The sequence below is a fragment of the Ruegeria sp. CDSC085 genome, from assembly GCF_059610465.1.
Map to the genome: position 1 here is coordinate 53,506 of NZ_JBXWNR010000001.1, position 18,206 is coordinate 71,711.

The following is an 18,206-nucleotide window of genomic DNA, read 5'->3' on the forward strand; positions in this document are numbered from 1 at the left end:
CACGAGGAGAGCGTGCACATATGACAACCGCCGCCATCATAGTTGCCGCCGGTCGCGGGTCGCGCGCTGGGGGTGGCGTGCCAAAGCAATGGCGCAGCCTTGCGGGTCGGCGGGTGGCCGATTGGACGATCCAGCGCTTTCGCGGACAAGTGGATCACATTGTTCTGGTGTTGTCAGACGAAGATAGCGCCGCATGGGAAGAATTTCGTGAAACCGACCTGATCCTTACCTCGGGCGGAACGGATCGCGCGGGATCGGTGCGCAATGGATTGGCCGCACTGGCCGGCCTGAACGTGCGGCGCGTTTTGATCCACGACGTGGCAAGGCCTTGCGTCACACCCCGCATCATACAGGACGTTCTGAACGTCCTGGACACATGTCCGGCGGCGGCGCCCGGGCTGGCGGTGACAGATGCGCTGTGGATCGGGCATGAACAGGTTGTGACCGGCACGCAGGATCGCAGCAACCTGTTCGCCGCGCAAACTCCGCAAGGGTTTCACTATGACGCCATCACCGCTGCCCACGCTGCCCATCCGGGCGGCGCGGCAGATGATGTCGAGGTTGCCCGAGCCGCCGGGCTCGATGTCTGCATCGTACCGGGCGATGCTGACAATCTGAAAATCACTTGCCCCGAGGATTTTGCCCGGGTGGAACGCATAATGGGAACGGACATGGATGTAAGGCTGGGCAACGGGTACGATGTGCACCGTTTTGGCGATGGAGATCATGTGATCCTTTGCGGTGTGAAGGTGCCGCATGACCGCGGGCTGCAAGGCCATTCGGATGCCGATGTCGGGATGCACGCAGTCACCGATGCGATCTATGGCGCGCTCGCTCAGGGGGATATCGGACAGCATTTCCCACCTTCGGATCCGCAATGGAAAGGCGCAGCCAGTGAGATTTTCCTGCGCCACGCGGTCGAGCTGGTAGAACAGATAGGATACCGTATCTCGAACGTCGATTGCACGCTGGTCTGCGAATATCCGAAAATTGGCCCGCATTCAGAAACCATGCGGGAAAAGATGTCTGACATCATGAACCTGCGCGCAGATCAGGTTTCGGTCAAGGCGACAACGTCCGAGCGACTGGGCTTCACCGGCCGTAGCGAGGGCATCGCCTCGATCGCCACAGCCTGTCTGGTGAAGGCATGAATATCGCACAGATGATCGGTACGGTTGGCGGCGTTGGCTATATGCGCCCCGCCCCCGGCACCTGGGGGTCGCTGGTGGCCCTGCCGATGGCCTGGGTATTGCACACGCTGGGTGGTTTCCCGTTGCTGGCGATCGCAACGGTTGCAGTTTTTTTCGGCGGCCTCTGGGCCACGCGGGTGATGACCAGGGGTCAGGATGACCACGACCCGTCCGAAATTGTCATTGATGAGGTCGCAGGCCAGTTCATCGCGCTTTGGGCGATTTCCTATCCGTCATGGGCGCATGGAATCGACATTGCCGCGCTCTGGCCCGGCTGGGTTGCTGGGTTCATCCTGTTCCGTCTGTTCGACATCACCAAACCGGGGCCCGTTGGCTGGGCTGATCGCCGCGGAGATCCGATGGGCGTGATGCTGGACGACGTGATTGCGGGTGTTTTTGCAGCCATCGGCGTGATGGTTCTGGCAGGTATAGCACACGGAGTTCTGGGGCTATGAACGTGACAGACCTGCTGGACCGCGCCAAGGCGCAAGGCGTGATGATCGCCACCGCCGAAAGCTGCACCGGCGGCATGGTCGCTGCGGCCCTGACTGACATTCCCGGCAGCTCTGCCGTCGTGGATCGGGGTTTCGTCACCTACACCAACCAAGCCAAACAGGACATGCTGGGCGTTCAGGCCGAAACGCTGAACGCGCACGGTGCGGTTTCCGAAGAGGTTGCCCGCGAAATGGCAGAAGGCGCGCTGCGCAATTCACGAGCGCAACTTGCCGTCTCGATCACCGGTATTGCCGGGCCGGGCGGGTCCGAATTCAAACCTGAAGGGCGTGTGTGTTTCGGGCTGGCCGCCGAGGGACAGCCGACGCATGTCGAAACCGTCGAATTCGGCGCACCCGGTCGCGATGCTGTGCGGCGTGCGGCGCGCGACCACGCCTTGGGCCTGCTGCACACGGCCCTTTCCGCAGACGCCTAAACTTTCAGCACATGGCCCCTGAAACCGCTTTTTTTGAAGTCAGTTGAAAAAAGGCTGCCAAAACAGGCGCTTTTTTTCGCCTTGCCTCTTTTTTCTCCAGCCGACGGTGGCTTGAAACAGCCCACACCGCTCACACAGCGCCGATCTATGCCGAGTTTCGACGGACCGGCGCACTCATTCGGAAGGGAGAATGGCCCATGAACGGAGCAGATACAGCCTGGATCATCGTTGCAACCGCATTGGTCCTTTTCATGACATTGCCAGGTCTCGCCCTGTTCTATGGCGGCCTTGTGCGTGCCCGAAATGTCCTCAGCGTGTTCATGCACTGCTTTTCAATTGCCTGTTTGATGAGCGTCCTTTGGCTGTTCGCAGGTTATTCCATCGCGTTCGGCCCCGGTGAAAGCGGACTTTGGGGTGGTTTGGGCAAAGCCTTCCTCAACGGCGTCGACGTGGACAGCCTTGCAGGAACCCTGCCCGAGATCCTGTTCTTTGCCTTTCAGATGACCTTCGCCATAATCACCCCGGCGTTGATCGTGGGCGCCTATGTCGAGCGTGTGGGTTTTGGCTTTGTCCTGACTTTCTCGGCCCTTTGGATGCTGCTGTGCTATGCACCGGTGGTGCACTGGATCTGGGGTGGAGGGATGCTGGCTGATGGCGGCATTCTGGGCGAGATCGGAGTGCGCGACTTTGCTGGCGGCATCGTGGTGCATGAAACCGCTGGTCTGGCAGCCCTGATCATCGCGGTTATCCTCGGCCCTCGGCGTAACCGTACCACGCCTCCGCATAATCCCGGCTATGTCATGATCGGTGCCGCAATGCTTTGGGTTGGCTGGTTCGGTTTCAATGGTGGCTCGCAACTGGCCGCCGATGGCGGAGCAGCGATGGCCCTGACCGTAACGCACCTGTCCGCTGCCACCGCATCCCTAAGCTGGGCCCTGTGGGAACGTATCCGTTTTGGCAAGGCCTCGATGGTCGGTCTGGTCACGGGCACAATCGCCGGTCTGGCCTCGATCACGCCCGCTTCAGGTTTCGTCGGTCCGGTTCAGGCCCTGATCATTGGCGCGGTGGCCGGCGTTCTGTGTCAGGAAGCCGTCAGCGTCGTGCGCAACAAGCTGAATATCGACGACACGCTGGATGTGTTCGCCGTGCATGGCGTCGGCGGTATCTTCGGCACGATCATGATCGCCCTGTTTGGCCTCGGAACCTGGACCGCGCAGTTGGGTGGGCTGATTATCGTGGGTGCCTTTACGGCAGTTGTCACGTTTGTGTTGGTCAAACTGGTTGCACAGATCACGCCACTTCGCGTAGACGCCGAGACCGAGACAAATGGCCTCGACCTCTCGGTACATGGCGAGCGGGCCTATGACATGAGCAGTTAAGCCCACCTTGGCTGCCCATCGCCCGTAAGGGCAAAAGCGGACCTCTTGGGGGTCCGCTTTTCTTTTGTCCAATCCCTCTCGACTCCGGCACAAGGGTCGGGCTATCAGCCCGCAACGTGTTTTCAGCCCCGAGGTTTGCACCATGATCCCCAGTTCCTTTCCCGACAGCACCGAAATCGCCCGCCTGACCGCACGGATGTTGCTGGAGATCAAAGCCGTGCATTTCAATGCGCGCGAACCGTTCACGCTGGCCAGCGGCCTGCCCAGCCCAACATATATCGACTGCCGCAAACTGATCTCGTACCCGCGTATCCGCTCGACCCTGATGGATTTCCTCACCGTCACAGTAATGCGCGACGCAGGCTTCGAGGCGTTCGACAACATCGCAGGCGGGGAAACGGCGGGGATCCCCTTTGCCGCCATGGTCGCCGAGCGCATGGCCCTGCCCATGACTTATGTCCGCAAGAAACCCAAGGGCTACGGCCGCAATGCCCGTATCGAAGGCGCGATGAGCGAAGGCGAACGTGTACTGCTGGTCGAAGACCTGACAACCGACGGCGGCTCGAAACTGTCCTTTGTCGACGCGATCCGCGAAACCGGTGCTACTTGTAGCCATACTGCAGTGATCTTCTATTACGGCATCTTCCCCGAGACCGAGAAGACACTGGGCGATCACGGGGTTCAATTGCACAGCCTTTGCACATGGTGGGACGTTCTGGCCGAGGCCAAGGCGCAGAAAACCTTTGACCAAGAAACACTTGACGGTGTCGAGGCCTTCCTGAATGACCCGCGCGGATGGCAGGAAGCCCATAAGTCGTGACCTCAAGCCTGTGGGCGAATTGGGGATAGTTGATATTCGAATCGTCCGAAATCGTGCCTATCTAGGCGAAAATTTCAGTTACGACACCAAATGTTGCGATAACCTCACTGCCGTGCAAAACTAGGCGGAAGTTATCCCCATTAAGGTGGGCAGTTATCCCGAGGCCGGGGGTGGTTATCCCAACTTACCCCCATTCATTTGCAGATAGCCTGAACCGGGGCTTCGCGTGTAGAACCTCGGAACGGGCAGCGGGGACAAAAATGAACGAGATTAGCAGCATCGAGCAGGCAGCGGCACAGATTCAGAACGCCGAAACCATGCCGCATTCAATTGAAGCCGAACAACAGCTTCTGGGTGCGATCCTGACCAATAACGACCTGTATGACCGGGTCGCCTCGATCATCGGGGCTGAACATTTCTACGATCCGGTCCATGCCCGGATTTACGAAGTGGCCGCGGCCCGTATCGCAAAGAATGCGCTCGCCTCGCCCGTAACGCTCAAATCGTTCATGGCCGAGGATGAGGGCCTGAAAGAACTGGGCGGTCCCGCCTACCTGGTCAAGCTGGCCGGTGCCTCGATCAGCGCATTCGCGGTGCACGACTATGCCCAGATGATCTATGACCTCGCCATCCGGCGCGAATTGATCCGGCTGGGCCGCGATATCTCGGACAAGGCGGCGCGGGTCGATATCGCCAGCGAGCCGAAAGAACAGATCGTCGAGGCCGAGCAGCTGCTTTATCAGCTGTCCGAGCAGGGCCAGACCGAGCAAGGCTTTCAATCCTTCCTCAAGGCTGTCACCGAAGCCGTCAACGTCACCAACGAGGCCTACCAGCGCGGTGGCGGCATGGCTGGGATTTCCACCGGTCTGGCCGATCTGGACAAGCAATTGGGCGGGTTGCACCCGTCCGACCTGATCATTCTGGCCGGGCGCCCATCCATGGGTAAAACCTCGCTGGCGACAAACATCGCCTTCAACGTTGCCAAGGCCTTCAAGCGCGGGACTAAGCCCGACGGCACCGAGGGTGCGATAGATGGCGGCGTGGTTGGCTTCTTCTCATTGGAGATGAGCGCGGAACAGCTTGCAGGCCGGGTTCTGGCCGAAGCCTCGGAGATCTCGAGCCACAAAATCCGTCAGGGTGACATGACCGAGGCCGAATTCCGCCGTTTCGTGGATGCGGCCAAGGAACTGGAAGCCTGCCCTTTGTTTATTGACGACACCCCGGCCCTGCCGATCTCGCAACTCGCCGCCCGTGCGCGACGGTTGAAGCGGACGCATGGGCTTGATCTGCTTGTCATCGACTACCTCCAGCTTTGCCGGGGCATGGCCGACAACCGCGTCAACGAAATCGCCGAGATTTCGATGGGCATGAAAGCCATCGCCAAGGAACTGAACATCCCGGTGGTCGCCCTGTCCCAGCTCTCCCGTCAGGTCGAAAATCGCGACGACAAGCGCCCGCAACTCAGCGACTTGCGGGAATCAGGATCGATCGAACAGGACGCTGATGTGGTTATGTTCGTGTTCCGCGAGGAATATTACAAGGAACGGGAAAAGCCCGGCGATCACGAACTGGAAAAGATGGAAGAATGGAAGCAGGCGATGGAACGTCTGCACGGCAAGGCCGAAGTCATCGTCGGCAAGCAGCGCCACGGCCCCATCGGTACGGTCGAGTTGTCGTTCGAGGCACAATTCACCCGCTTTGGCAATCTGGTCAAACCCTGGCAACAGGGCGGTGAGATCGAGGGCTATTGATCGCGGACTGAACGCCCGCCCAAGATGCTACACGCCAAGCACTTTTGTGTTTTCCCCGCCCGGTGTTAAAGTGACGGTGACGTTCAGCCAGAATGCACCGTTCCCGCCCGGAGACCAGCAGAATTGCCCGCGATTATTTCGGAAATAAGATATCGCAACGGCCCGAACTTTGCTCCGGACGGAGATTTCATTGAAATCCGTGTCCCCACCGGAACCGATGTCACCGGATTGCAGGTTGATGTTTACAACGCCAACGGCTCGGTACGCAGTTCGACAGATGTCGACACCGGAACGATGACCAGCGTGGGCGGGTTCGATTATTACGTGATCTCCGCCCGGATCAATCGATTGGGGGCAATTTCATTGTCAGACAATAGTTCGGTTCTCAGCTTTGTGTCCTTTGACGCTCAGGTTACTGCGACCCAGGGGCCAGCCAATGGCCAGACCTCGACCCAGATAGGCAGCAACGGGACTGACGATACCGCGTCCTTGTCGTCGAAGGATGGGGTTAACTTTGTAGAAGACCCCAATCCCAGCCCCGGAGCCCCCTGTTTCACCTCTGGCACCCTTATCCTGACGGATCGTGGGCAAATATCCGTTCAGGACATAAGGTCAGGCGACCGGGTCATGACAACCGGTGGCAATTCGGAAGTCGTTCGTCTGGTTCTATCCCGGTCCCTTCGCCAGTCGGACCTTTTGAAAACGCCCGAACTGCGCCCGGTCTGCATCATGGCCGGGGCTTTGGGACACGGATTGCCCCGTCGAGACCTGATGGTATCGCGACAACACAGAATACTGGTCCGATCAGACATAGCGCAGCGCATGTTCGACACGCGGGACGTTTTGGTCTCGGCCATCCGGCTGACTGATTTACCGGGCATTCATGTGAAATGTGACGCGACGCAGGTGACTTACCACCACCTTGTCTTTGACCGCCACGTGGTACTCTTTGCCGAAGGTGCGCCAAGCGAAAGCCTGTTCACCGGCCCCGAGACCCTCAAATCCCTTCCACCCGAAGCGTTGCACGAGCTCTTGCAGCTTTTTCCGGGGCTGAACCGCAATCGGCATATGGACCCTGCCTTCTATATCCCAAGTGGCAGACGTCAGAAAAAGCTGGTGGCCCGGCACATCCGGAACAGTAAGGCAATCCTGGATCAGGCCCAGTTCTAAGCGATGCCAAGATCGTCTTGGGTCCAAACCAGACAGCCTACCTCGTTTACCAGAGCGACGGATTATTTAGTGCGGAAACGCATCGCGACGGGCCTTTCAAAGGCTTCATTTCGTGACCATCCAACGCCTGACCCAACCAACCATGCGGTTGGCTGAGTTTCAGCGGCGGTTGGGCGGTGTCTTCCGAGATCTGCGCAAAACCTGTTTTGCAATAGTAGGCCGGATCGCCATAGGTCAGTGCCACATCCACACCTGACGCCCGCAAGCGATCCAGACCATAAGAAATCAGCGCCTGTCCAATACCTGTTTTTTGCAAGCCCGTTTGAACGGCCATCGGCGAGAGGATGAACACATTGCGCGTATCCTGCGAAAACGTCATCCTTGAAAAGATGGCACAGCCAAGCAGCTCGTGATCCTGATGCGCCGTGCACACCAGGATATCTTCGGGAGGCGTGCTGTTGATCAATTCACGCACGAATACACCAATTACCGCCCCCTCTTCCGACCCTTCCGACGCAGCAAAGACATCCGCAAAAAGACTTATGATATGTGATGGGTCTACGGCCAATCCGTTAGAAAAATCCATGGCTTCCTCATTGGTTGACTGTGCGCCCTCGCCTTCGCCGGGGCGGAACGATCCTGTTCCCAAGATCGCTTTAACTTTGATGTGAAAACAATCCCCGAACCGGGCAATTACAACGGAAGGTTGGCGAATCTTCTGATTTTTTGGTGTTTTCCGCCACAACAGACGAAACACCGTCAAAAACCGCCAGGTAAATGCGCCATTCCCTCTTGACCTTGGACGGCGCAATGTCATGAACAGTGCCATGAGTACTGCACGTTTGACGATCAATCTTCAGGCGCTCGCCAGCAATTGGCGGGCGCTCGACGCGAAAACCGGGGTCGAAACCGGTGCCGTGGTCAAGGCCGATGCCTACGGGCTGGGTGCCGGGCCTGTCAGCGACACGCTGGCCGAAGAAGGCGTTCGCAAGTTTTTTGTGGCTGCCGCAGAAGAAGGCGCTGTTGTCCGCCAGGCGGTTGGCCCCGGCCCGATGATCTGTGCCTTTTCAGGGCATATGGAAGGCGACACCCAATTGCTGCTCGCCAACGATCTGATGCCGTTGATCAATTCGCCAGAGCAGTTCCAACTCCACCAACAAGCCCTGCCCAACCATCCGTTCGGCATTCAACTGGACAGTGGCATGAACCGGCTGGGTCTGGAGCCCGCCGACTGGGCCGAATTGCGCCCAAAGGCTGAGGCGCTGTCACCTGTTGTCATCATGTCCCATCTGGCCTGCGCGGACGAGCCGGACCATCCGATGAACCAGCAGCAGCTTAGAACCTTCCGAGAGATGACCGAAGGTGTCACTGCGCCGCGTTCTCTGGCTGCAACCGGCGGCATGCTTTTGGGGCCAGAGTTCCATTTCGATTTCTGCCGCCCGGGCATTGGTCTGTACGGCGGCCTGCCCTTTGCGGATGCCAAACCCGTTGTCACGGTCGATCTGCCTGTCATTCAGGTGCGCAAGGTGGCCGTGGGCGAAACTGTTGGTTACGGCAACAGCTGGGTTGCGCGTCGACCGTCTCGTATCGCCACAGTCGCGGCGGGGTATGCAGACGGCCTGCATCGCGCCATCGGCGGCGGGATCGACACCTTCGCCGGCAACCAGCCCTGCCCGGTTGTCGGCCGCATCTCGATGGACCTGATCACGGTGGATGTCACCGACCTGCCCAAAGACCCGGAACGCCTGCGTATCCTGAATGGCCATCAAACCGTCGATGATCTGGCTGAAGCTGCCGGTACAATTGGCTATGAAATCCTCACATCAATGGGCAATCGCTATTCGCGGGGCTATGTGGAATGAACCCGATCACCGCGCTCGGAGGACTGGGCCGCACAGTTCTAAGCCTGCTTGCGGCCTTTGGCCGGGTGGCTCTGTTCGCGCTTGATGCGATCTCGCATATCCTGCGCCCCCCTTTCTATCCGCGCGAATTTGGTATGGCCCTGCTGAACATCGGCTGGCTGTCCCTGCCCGTCGTCGGCCTGACGGCGATTTTCACCGGCGGTGCGCTGGCGTTGCAGATCTACGCCGGCGGCGCGCGTTTCAACGCCGAAGCCGTGGTGCCCCAGATCGTCGCCATCGGCATGGTGCGAGAGCTTGGCCCGGTTCTGGTCGGGCTGATGATCGCAGCCCGCGTGACATCCTCGATCGCGGCCGAGATCGCCACGATGAAAGTGACCGAACAGATCGACGCGCTGGTCACACTGTCCACGCATCCGATGAAATACCTCACCGTCCCGCGGGTTCTGGCCGCGCTGATTACAGTGCCTGCTTTGGTAGCAGTGGGTGACATCATCGGAATTGCCGGCGGCTACACCGTGGCCACGCAAAACCTGGGCTTCAACCCGGCGACCTATCTGAAAAACACCGTGGATTTCCTGGAAACCCGCGACATCGTCTCGTCGCTGGTCAAAGGCGCGGCCTTTGGCCTGATCGCAGCCATCATGGGCTGTTACTACGGCATGAATTCCGGCCGTGGCGCACAGGGCGTGGGCCGCGCCACCAAGGGCTCGGTCGAAGCCGCCGCCGTGCTGATTCTGGCTGCAAACTTCGTTCTTACGGGGGTTTTCTTCTCGCTATGATCCGGATGGAGAACGTACATAAAGCCTTTGGCGACAACCACGTGCTGCAAGGCATGACCCTTGAAATCCCCAAGGGCACCTCGATGGTCATCATCGGCGGGTCAGGCACCGGCAAATCGGTCGCCCTGAAGTGCATTTTGGGCCTGATCAAGCCCGACAGCGGCATGATCTATGTCGACGGAAAAGACGCAAGTAAAGGTGACCGGGATGCGTTTCTGGCCCGGTTTGGCATGCTGTTTCAGGGCGCGGCCCTGTTTGACTCTCTGACCGTATGGCAAAACGTTGCCTTCCGCCTGCTGCGCGGTTCATTGAAGCGTCCAACCGAGGAAGCCCGCGAGATCGCCATAGAGAAACTGCGCCGCGTGGGACTTAAATCCGACGTGGCCGACCGCTTTCCGGCCGAGCTGTCAGGTGGCATGCAAAAACGCGTGGGCCTCGCCCGCGCCATCGCCGCCGAGCCCGAGATCATCTTTTTTGATGAGCCCACCACGGGGTTGGACCCCATCATGTCCGGCGTCATCAACGACCTGATCCGCGAAATCGTGACCGAGATGGGCGCCACCGCGATGACCATCACTCACGACATGAGCTCGGTCCGCGCGATTGCCGACAACGTGGCCATGCTGCACGGAGGCGTGATCCAGTGGACCGGGCCGGTCAGCCAGATGGACGCCTCGGGTGATCCGTATGTGGAGCAGTTCATCAGCGGCAGTGCCGAGGGGCCGATTGAGGCGGTGCGGTGAAACCTCCTGCGCTCGACGAAAAAACTCAAAACTCATCGACGGAACTCCCGAAGTCATACGTTACACCAATGTAACTCTTGTATTTTTTGGAGCTTCCCCATGCCCACTTCTTATTCGCGCACCCAAATCGCCCTTCATTGGGCCATTTTCTTTCTGATCGCGGTTCAGTTCCTCTTTCACGAGCCGATTTCTGAGGCATGGGATCAAATCGAACGCGGATTACCCGTCTATTTTCAAGCTCCAGTTGCTCTCCATGTATTCGGAGGCCTGCTTATCCTTGCACTTGCGATTTGGCGGATCGCATTGCGCCTGACCCGCGGCGCACCATCACTTCCGGAACAGGAAACCGCCGCGATGAAACTCGCTGCTCATGCAACCCATTTCTCGCTGTATGCCTTGATGTTGCTTTTACCGGCCTCTGGCGCCCTTGCATGGTTCGGAGGGATAGAAGCATCCGCTGAAGTGCATGAAGTCATGAAAACGCTGATGCTTGTTCTGGTTCTTCTGCATATTTTGGCCGCCCTGTTCCATCAGTTCGTCCTGAAAACCAATTTGATGGCCCGTATGAGGCGGGCAGAATAACCTTCTAAACAAGCATCCTTGCACAGACGATCCAACGACGTACTGTTAGGCGGTCAAACGAAACAGAACTGGCCGCCATGACCCTCCGCCTCGCCACCCTCTCGCTGCTGATCCTCTACCCCATCGCGTGGTTCGCTCCACTGATGCGCGCAGGGTTCTTGCCGATCTTCGGCCTCTCAGAGATCAGCGTCATCACCGGCCTCCAGTCCCTGTGGAAGTCCGACGTCTTCCTCGCGCTGATCGTAACGATCTTCGCCCTCTTTGCGCCTTACATCAAAACCATCGGCACCGCCCTGATCCAATGGAACCTGCTGGACCCACGCGTTCAGCCCGCGCTCAACATTCTCGGCAAGCTGGCCATGGCCGACATCTTCCTCATCGCGCTCTACATCACTTTGGCTAAGGGCATCTCTTATGCGACCATCGAAACTGCATGGGGTCTTTACCTGTTCACCGCCTGCATTCTGGCTTCGATCGCTTTGGGCCATATTACAGAGATGACATCCACTTCACGAAAAGCTCAGACCTAATTGATTGAAAACACAAATCTGAGTATCATCTTTGTATTTCGAGCAGCAGTGTTTTGTAGTTTTCGGGTCCGCAGCGGATCGCACTAAGTCGTTAGATTACCTTCCGCTTTGACCCGGTGTGTTCCGGTTTGAGAAGGAGTTCGACGATCATGGCCGCCCTCCACAGTATTACATTACAGTTTCAGAATGCCTTTTTAAGATTGACCTTTTTCCTTATCTGTATGGCTGCTTTACTGGCCGTTTCAGCCACGCTTTTGTCCGCTTTGGGTGTATTGCCGTGGCTCTCGATGCAGGCCGGATTTGGCGAGGCACCGGCAAAGGATGCCGGCATGTTCATCCAGATTGTCCTGACAGCGCTGATTCTCATGCTGGCGTTTTACCTGCCAGCCAATGCCCGAATGATGGCGCTGGAAAACAACCACCGCAAATTCGCGCTCAACATGCATGACATCGCAGAAGCGTATCACATGGCCCATACCGCTGACCGTGGCGGGCTGTTCATGATGTCCTCCGAGTTTGACGCCGTCAAAGAACGCATGGGTTTTCTGCGCCAGCACCCTGACCTGCAATCGCTTGAGCCAGAGATTCTGGAGCTGGCCGCTCAGATGAGCCAGATCAGTCAGGAACTGGCCCAGACCTATGGCGATGTCCGGGTCGAACGCGCGCGGATGTTCCTGCAACAGCGGCAGGAAGAGATCGAGCTGTTTCAGCGGCGTCTGGAAGAAGCGCAGATCATCCAGAACGAATTGCGCCAGTGGACGCGGGATGTGGAAATGGAAGAGACAATCGCCAAGTCGCAACTTACGCGCCTGCGGGATGAGCTGTTCGAGCTTCTCCCCGAACTGTCCACCCAACTACAGGCTCCACGCAATGAGAGTTCTTCCAAGGCGGCCAGCGTGATTGCAATGTCGCCCCTTCGACCGGCGGAATAGGCGCGACTGCGCCCGCTGCGGACGATGGCCCATCGGGGCCTGAGGCCGCAGCGCGCCATCGGCGGTGAGGAAAGCCTACAAGGGCTTGAAGAACCGTCCAACCTCGGGCACGAAGAGCGTCATGGTAAAGACGACATCCTTCTCCTGCTCGGCCTGCGGCGCGACGCATACACGATGGTCCGGGCGCTGCGATGGGTGTGGCGAATGGAACACCATAGTTCAGGACGCGCCCCTATCGGCTGGCCCGGCCAAAAAATCACTCGGTGGAAAACGCGGCCAGTCCATTGCACTCACGGACCTGTCGACCGAGGAAACGCCGCCGCCCCGTACACTCTGCGGGGTTGAGGAGCTGGACCGCGTTCTGGGCGGCGGGCTGGTCCCGGCTTCGGCCCTTTTGGTGGGCGGAGACCCCGGCATTGGGAAGTCCACCCTGCTGCTGCAAGCCGCGGCGCGATTCGCGCGTGCGGGCGTGAAAACCATCTATGTCTCGGGCGAAGAAGCCAGCGCGCAAGTTCGCATGCGGGCCCGCCGTCTGGGGCTTGAGGACGCCCCCGTTCAACTCGCCGCCGAAACCAATCTGCGCGACATCCTCACAACGCTTGAAGCGGAAAAGCCCGGTCTGGCCGTCATCGACTCGATTCAGACCATGTGGGCAGACAATGTCGACAGCGCACCCGGCTCGGTGTCACAAGTCCGGGCTGCGGCACATGAATTGACCACGTTTGCGAAACGGCACGGTGTTTCGATCATCATGGTTGGCCACGTCACCAAGGATGGCCAGATCGCCGGCCCTCGCGTGGTCGAGCATATGGTCGACACGGTGCTTTATTTCGAAGGCGAGCGCGGCCACCAGTTCCGCATACTGCGCGCAGTCAAGAACCGCTTTGGCCCGGCGGACGAAATCGGTGTATTCGAAATGACCGGCAAGGGGTTGGCACAAGTCACCAACCCATCGGCCCTGTTCCTGTCCGAACGTGGCAAACCAAGCCCCGGCTCTGCTGTTTTCGCCGGAATTGAAGGTACCCGCCCCGTGTTGGTCGAATTGCAGGCGCTCGTCGCACCCTCACCTCATTCGCAAGCGCGCCGAACCGTCGTAGGATGGGACAGCGGAAGGCTGGCAATGATCCTCGCAGTGCTCGAAGCGCGCTGCGGCATCCCCTTCGCGGGCCTTGATGTCTATCTGAACGTCGCCGGTGGATTAAAAATCAGCGAACCCGCTGCCGATCTGGCCGTTGCCGCTGCGTTACTGAGCGCACGCGAAGACACGGCCCTTCCCACGGATACGGTCGTTTTCGGAGAAATCTCGCTGTCTGGGGCACTTAGACCTGCCCCACAGACCGAAAACAGGTTGAAAGAAGCGCAAAAACTTGGTTTCACAGCGGCAATTGCTCCGGCAGGTGGCAAAACCGGCACTGTGGCAGGTCTGACACTCACCCGACCCTCTGATTTGGTGGGGTTTGTTGGCGAAACCTTCGGAGCAGGTTAAAGTCGCGCCTCGAGGGGCAGAAAAAGAACAGGCGAGGGCCATGGAAGGTTTTACAATAATTGACGGGGTGGTCGCGCTGATCATCGTGCTGTCGGGCTTGCTGGCCTACTCACGCGGTTTCATGCGCGAGGTTCTGGCCATTGCAGGCTGGGTCGCAGCGGCTGTTCTGGCATTCATCTTTGCCCCACAGGCCGTGCCGCTGGTCAAGGAAATACCGGTGGTCGGAGATTTCCTGCGCGACAGCTGTGAACTGTCGGTGATCACCGGTTTTGCAGCAGTCTTCGCCGTGGCGCTGATTGTGGTCAGCATCTTTACACCGCTGTTTTCATCGCTGGTCCAGCGCTCGGCTTTGGGCGGGCTGGATCAGGCGCTGGGGCTGTTCTTCGGCATCGCGCGCGGCATTCTGCTGGTTGCAATCGCCTTCTTTGTCTATGACACGGTCATGACCGGCCAGTCCTATACAATCGTGGACGAAAGCCGCTCGGCCAAAGTGTTCGAGCAGTTCAGCAGCCAGATTGAAGAACAAAACCCCGAAGCGGCTCTGGGGTGGGTGACTGCACAATATGAAGAGTTGGTCGCCAGCTGCACCGCAGGAAACGAACAACCCGCAACCACCGCGCCCGCTGACGGGTAATCTCAGGTTGCATTGAATGATGAAAGCCCGGCACTGTCCGGGCTTTCTCGATTCAAATATACCCTTCCCCTCCACAGACCGTGCAGCGGATCGTTTTCAGCCCGAAACACCCGTCACATCGGCTGGAGATCGGTTTGCCAAGAATATCCCGGCTTTTGACAACTTCGCCCGCGCCGTTACAGATCTGACAGGGCGCCCGACCCATTCCCCGGCACCTGTGGCACCGTTGCTTGATCCGCTCCTGCTTTTTCTGTTGAGGTTTATGTTGCCACATTCCGGCCCTTTGCGTGCTGCACCCATCCTGACTTGCACATATTAAATGGCATGACAGCACATATGATTGCACATGTCATCTTCTTCCTGACCCTGCCGCGATCCCTGAAATCCCGACCTGCGGCAATAGGTGAGAGTGATCCTTTGATGACAGCCACGCCATTAGGCATTATGTGGAGGCCAACCCGCCACGGAATCGGAGCCACCGATCTTGTTCTTTCTGTACGAATGCGCGCTGGTCGTAACAATGGTCGCCCAATTGGCGTCGTTTTCGCCTGCTACCAAATTGCCCGCACGCACCTTACAGAGGATCCAGCGCCGACCAGCGGTCAATCCTCAGATCATATCGTTATAGAAGTTGGAGCCCGTAAATGTGTGGGATTTTGGGAATCGCAAGTCGGACACATGATGTGTTTGCCGAAATCTATGACGGGTTGCTGATGCTGCAGCACCGGGGTCAGGATGCCTCAGGGATCGTGACCTACAACGGCGAGTTCTTCCGCGAAAAGAAGGCGAACGGCCTGGTCAAGGACGTGTTCAATGCCCAGGATGCGGAAACCCTTTTGGGCCATGTAGGCATGGGGCATGTGCGCTATCCGACGGCGGGATCTCTCAGCGCGGCCGAGGCGCAGCCCTTTTTTGTAAACGCCCCCTACGGCATCTATCTGGTTCACAACGGCAACATCACCAACACTGCTGAACAGCGCGAGAAGGTCACTGGCAAATACAGCCGCCACCTGCGCACCACGTCAGACTCTGAAATCCTGCTGAACGTGCTGGCCGACAAAGTGGCCGACGCGATCAAGGTGAATGGCAATCGCGAGCCCATCCGCAACCTCTTTGCCGGTGTGAAGATGACGATGGAACGCGTTCAGGGCGCCTATTCCGTGATCTGTCTGGTCGCCGGTGTCGGCATGCTGGCTTTCCGCGATCCGTTTGGCATTCGCCCGCTGTCAGTCGCCAAACGCGAAGTGGACGGAGACGGCGATGATTATGCCTTTGCCTCGGAAGACGTGGCCTTTGGCATCAACGGCTTTGAAAAGCTGCGTGATCTTCGCCCGGGTGAGGCAATTCTGATCGATCTGGACGGCAACATGCACGAGTTTCAGGCGGTCGAAGGCAAGCTGACGCCCTGTATATTCGAGTATGTCTACCTGGCCCGCCCGGACTCTTTGCTGGACGGTGTTTCGGTTTACAAAACTCAGATGCGCATGGGTCAGACGCTGGCCAAACAGATTCAGGACTCGGGCCTGGAAATCGACCGGATCATCCCGGTGCCTGACAGTGCCCGCCCTGTGGCTCTGGAAGCCGCGAAGATCACCGGTATCCCTTACCGTGAAGGCCTGGTCAAAAACCGCTATGTCGGGCGAACTTTCATCATGCCCGGTCAGGCAGAGCGGCAGAAATCCGTCCGCCGCAAACTGAATGCCGTCCCGTTGGAATTCGACGGCCACAGTGTCTTGCTGATCGACGATTCCATCGTGCGTGGCAACACCATCAAGAAGATTGTGCAAATGTGCCGCGACGCCGGGGCCAAGAAAGTCTATGTCGCCAGCGCCTCGCCGCCGGTGAAGTACCCCAATGTCTACGGCATAGACATGCCAACCAAGACCGAGCTGATTGCAAACGGCAAAGAGATCGAAGAGATCCGCGAAGAACTGGGCGCGGACGCACTGTTCTATCAGCATCTGGATGACCTGATCTGGGCCGCCAAGGAAGGCAATCCCGAGATCGAAGCCTTCGACTGTTCGTGCTTTGATGGCAACTACATCACAGGCAGCGTCAGCGAAGGTTATCTGGACAATCTGGAAAACAGCAGCCGTGTCAGCCAGAAACGCGCTGACATGCAGGTCCCGGGCGGGTCCTGGAATGCGGCAAAACTAGCCTCGGGTTGAGCGGACGATACGGAACTGACGCAATCGGTTTCCCATTCTGAACGGCGAATCAAAACGGTGGGTCATTCGGGCCCGACGAGGGCTGCCGGGCAGCCTGATTGCGGTCTTGTGTCGTGGATGAGTGGAAATTTGCCACAACCAATCGGCGAATTCCGCGCATTCACAAGGGCTTTTTTCAAGGGCACCAAATCGTGATGACACCTGTCCGCGCAGCGCTTTTGTTCACCTGAGCGTTTTGTTATCCGGCGGCGACCACTCACTCAACAAGGGGTTCCGGGCCATGCCCCGGACCACGGATCATGTCAAACGCCACAGTCAAAAGCGCGGCCACGCAGCGAGGTGCGCTGAAGAAGAATTCCGTCTCGGTTCTGGGAGTATTCGGGCCGAAAGCAGACATGCGCGCCCTGATGCGCCTGTCATCGGGCCGTGTAAAAGAGGTTAAACCCGGAAGCCGCGTTGCCTCCGGTACAGTGATCGCGATTGATGAGCATGGCATCATGCTGCGACAAAGCGGCCAGACCAAGCGTATCGCCATTCCCGGAGGCTGATCGCATCTTGACGCCCCGCGCCCGGGGGTTCAAACCGCAGGCATGACCGACAAGACCAAAATTGCCCTGATAACCGGGGCCTCTCGCGGGCTGGGCGCTGCCCTGGCCGAAGCACTGGCACCCGAATACCACATCGTCGCCGTCGCCCGGACCACCGGCGGGCTGGAAGAACTTGACGATCGCATCAAAGCCAAGGGTGGCTCGGCCACGCTGGCACCGATGGACATCACCGATCCGAACGCGATGGCAACCCTGTGCCGCGGAATCCATGACCGTTGGGGCAAGGTGGATCTGTGGCTGCACACGGCCATTCACACCTCGGCGCTGACACCGGTACATTTCGTCGACCCCAAGGAATGGACCAAGGCAGTCAACACGAACGCAAACGCAACCTCGGTTCTGATTCCGTACGTCACGCCCCTGCTGGGTGAAAACGGCCACGCGGTGTTTTTCGATGACCCGAAAGCCGGTGAGAAGTTCTATGGCATCTACGGTGCCACCAAAGCCGCGCAAATGGCTCTGGCCCGCAGTTGGGAGGCCGAAACCAAACGCACTGGTCCGAGGGTTTCGATTGTGGAACCAGCACCGATGCCGACCGCCGTGCGTGCACGATTCCATCCGGGTGAAAACCGCGATACGTTGACGAGCACGGCTGATGAGGCCGCCCGGATTCTGGCGCTGCTTTAGGAAATGGCCCTGACGGG

20 protein-coding genes are annotated in these 18,206 nt (G+C 58.7%); 18 read left to right on the forward strand and 2 right to left on the reverse strand.

The window, feature by feature from the left end:
- Nucleotides 1-20 precede the first annotated feature (20 nt).
- From AC2FJB_RS00235 to AC2FJB_RS00265, 7 genes are all read left to right on the forward strand, one after another.
- Entirely contained in the window at nt 21-1,151 is a 1,131-nt protein-coding gene (locus tag AC2FJB_RS00235) for a bifunctional 2-C-methyl-D-erythritol 4-phosphate cytidylyltransferase/2-C-methyl-D-erythritol 2,4-cyclodiphosphate synthase (protein ID WP_496719306.1), read from the forward strand.
- A complete protein-coding gene (locus AC2FJB_RS00240; RefSeq protein ID WP_496719305.1) occupies nt 1,148-1,645 on the forward strand; it encodes a phosphatidylglycerophosphatase A family protein in 498 nt (165 codons plus the stop codon). The genes AC2FJB_RS00235 and AC2FJB_RS00240 overlap by 4 nt, the downstream gene beginning before the upstream one ends.
- Nucleotides 1,642-2,118, forward strand: coding sequence for a CinA family protein (locus tag AC2FJB_RS00245; protein WP_496719304.1), 477 nt, complete (start codon nt 1,642-1,644; stop codon nt 2,116-2,118). Before AC2FJB_RS00240 ends, AC2FJB_RS00245 begins: the two co-directional genes overlap by 4 nt.
- 197 nt (nt 2,119-2,315) lie before the next feature.
- On the forward strand, nt 2,316-3,497 hold the full coding sequence (locus AC2FJB_RS00250; protein ID WP_496719303.1) for an ammonium transporter: 1,182 nt from the start codon (nt 2,316-2,318) through the stop codon (nt 3,495-3,497).
- Between the two features lie 142 nt (nt 3,498-3,639).
- Nucleotides 3,640-4,317 (forward strand): orotate phosphoribosyltransferase, encoded by a 678-nt coding sequence (locus tag AC2FJB_RS00255; RefSeq protein ID WP_117868774.1) that lies wholly within the window; start codon nt 3,640-3,642, stop codon nt 4,315-4,317.
- Nucleotides 4,318-4,577: 260 nt separating this feature from the next.
- The gene (locus AC2FJB_RS00260) at nt 4,578-6,068 is read left to right on the forward strand and encodes a replicative DNA helicase (RefSeq protein WP_496671013.1); all 1,491 of its coding nucleotides are present in this window, start codon (nt 4,578-4,580) and stop codon (nt 6,066-6,068) included.
- A 123-nt stretch (nt 6,069-6,191) separates the two neighbouring features.
- Nucleotides 6,192-7,238 (forward strand): Hint domain-containing protein, encoded by a 1,047-nt coding sequence (locus AC2FJB_RS00265; protein ID WP_496719302.1) that lies wholly within the window; start codon nt 6,192-6,194, stop codon nt 7,236-7,238.
- Nucleotides 7,239-7,284: 46 nt separating this feature from the next.
- Here AC2FJB_RS00265 and AC2FJB_RS00270 read toward each other — a convergent pair whose 3' ends face one another.
- The gene (locus AC2FJB_RS00270; RefSeq protein ID WP_496719301.1) at nt 7,285-7,824 is read right to left on the reverse strand and encodes a GNAT family N-acetyltransferase; all 540 of its coding nucleotides are present in this window, start codon (nt 7,822-7,824) and stop codon (nt 7,285-7,287) included.
- Between the two features lie 241 nt (nt 7,825-8,065).
- On the opposite strand from AC2FJB_RS00270, the gene alr reads away from it, so the two are divergent.
- The 5 genes from alr to AC2FJB_RS00295 all read left to right on the forward strand — a co-directional run bounded on the left by alr (nt 8,066) and on the right by AC2FJB_RS00295 (nt 11,734).
- A complete protein-coding gene (alr, locus tag AC2FJB_RS00275) occupies nt 8,066-9,100 on the forward strand; it encodes an alanine racemase (RefSeq protein WP_496719300.1) in 1,035 nt (344 codons plus the stop codon).
- Entirely contained in the window at nt 9,097-9,879 is a 783-nt protein-coding gene (locus AC2FJB_RS00280; protein ID WP_117868770.1) for an MlaE family ABC transporter permease, read from the forward strand. The genes alr and AC2FJB_RS00280 overlap by 4 nt, the downstream gene beginning before the upstream one ends.
- Nucleotides 9,876-10,622, forward strand: a complete 747-nt coding sequence (locus AC2FJB_RS00285; protein WP_117868769.1) for an ABC transporter ATP-binding protein — start codon at nt 9,876-9,878, stop codon at nt 10,620-10,622. Before AC2FJB_RS00280 ends, AC2FJB_RS00285 begins: the two co-directional genes overlap by 4 nt.
- 99 nt (nt 10,623-10,721) lie before the next feature.
- Nucleotides 10,722-11,204, forward strand: coding sequence for a cytochrome b (locus tag AC2FJB_RS00290; protein ID WP_496719299.1), 483 nt, complete (start codon nt 10,722-10,724; stop codon nt 11,202-11,204).
- A gap of 77 nt (nt 11,205-11,281) precedes the next feature.
- Nucleotides 11,282-11,734 (forward strand): paraquat-inducible protein A, encoded by a 453-nt coding sequence (locus AC2FJB_RS00295; RefSeq protein WP_117868767.1) that lies wholly within the window; start codon nt 11,282-11,284, stop codon nt 11,732-11,734.
- 181 nt (nt 11,735-11,915) lie between these two features.
- On the opposite strand, the gene AC2FJB_RS00300 is transcribed toward AC2FJB_RS00295, so the two are convergent.
- The gene (locus tag AC2FJB_RS00300) at nt 11,916-12,071 is read right to left on the reverse strand and encodes a hypothetical protein (RefSeq protein WP_254683795.1); all 156 of its coding nucleotides are present in this window, start codon (nt 12,069-12,071) and stop codon (nt 11,916-11,918) included.
- Between AC2FJB_RS00300 and AC2FJB_RS00305 the strand changes: the two genes are divergently transcribed.
- The 6 genes from AC2FJB_RS00305 (at nt 12,064) to AC2FJB_RS00330 (ending at nt 18,189) form a co-directional block, all read left to right on the forward strand.
- Complete coding sequence (locus AC2FJB_RS00305) at nt 12,064-12,666, forward strand: DNA repair protein (RefSeq protein ID WP_299893768.1); 603 nt, start codon at nt 12,064-12,066, stop codon at nt 12,664-12,666. The genes AC2FJB_RS00300 and AC2FJB_RS00305 overlap by 8 nt on opposite strands.
- A gap of 121 nt (nt 12,667-12,787) precedes the next feature.
- Nucleotides 12,788-14,152 carry a DNA repair protein RadA gene (gene radA / locus AC2FJB_RS00310; RefSeq protein ID WP_496719297.1) on the forward strand — a complete coding sequence of 455 codons (1,365 nt, stop codon included), beginning with the start codon at nt 12,788-12,790 and terminating at the stop codon, nt 14,150-14,152.
- Between the two features lie 40 nt (nt 14,153-14,192).
- Nucleotides 14,193-14,786 carry a CvpA family protein gene (locus AC2FJB_RS00315; RefSeq protein ID WP_117868764.1) on the forward strand — a complete coding sequence of 198 codons (594 nt, stop codon included), beginning with the start codon at nt 14,193-14,195 and terminating at the stop codon, nt 14,784-14,786.
- Nucleotides 14,787-15,430: 644 nt separating this feature from the next.
- Nucleotides 15,431-16,954: an amidophosphoribosyltransferase gene (gene purF, locus AC2FJB_RS00320; protein WP_117868762.1), complete on the forward strand. Its 1,524-nt coding sequence runs from the start codon at nt 15,431-15,433 to the stop codon at nt 16,952-16,954.
- A gap of 299 nt (nt 16,955-17,253) precedes the next feature.
- On the forward strand, nt 17,254-17,502 hold the full coding sequence (locus AC2FJB_RS00325) for a hypothetical protein (protein WP_117868761.1): 249 nt from the start codon (nt 17,254-17,256) through the stop codon (nt 17,500-17,502).
- Nucleotides 17,503-17,544: 42 nt separating this feature from the next.
- The gene (locus AC2FJB_RS00330; RefSeq protein WP_496719296.1) at nt 17,545-18,189 is read left to right on the forward strand and encodes an SDR family NAD(P)-dependent oxidoreductase; all 645 of its coding nucleotides are present in this window, start codon (nt 17,545-17,547) and stop codon (nt 18,187-18,189) included.
- Nucleotides 18,190-18,206 lie beyond the last annotated feature (17 nt).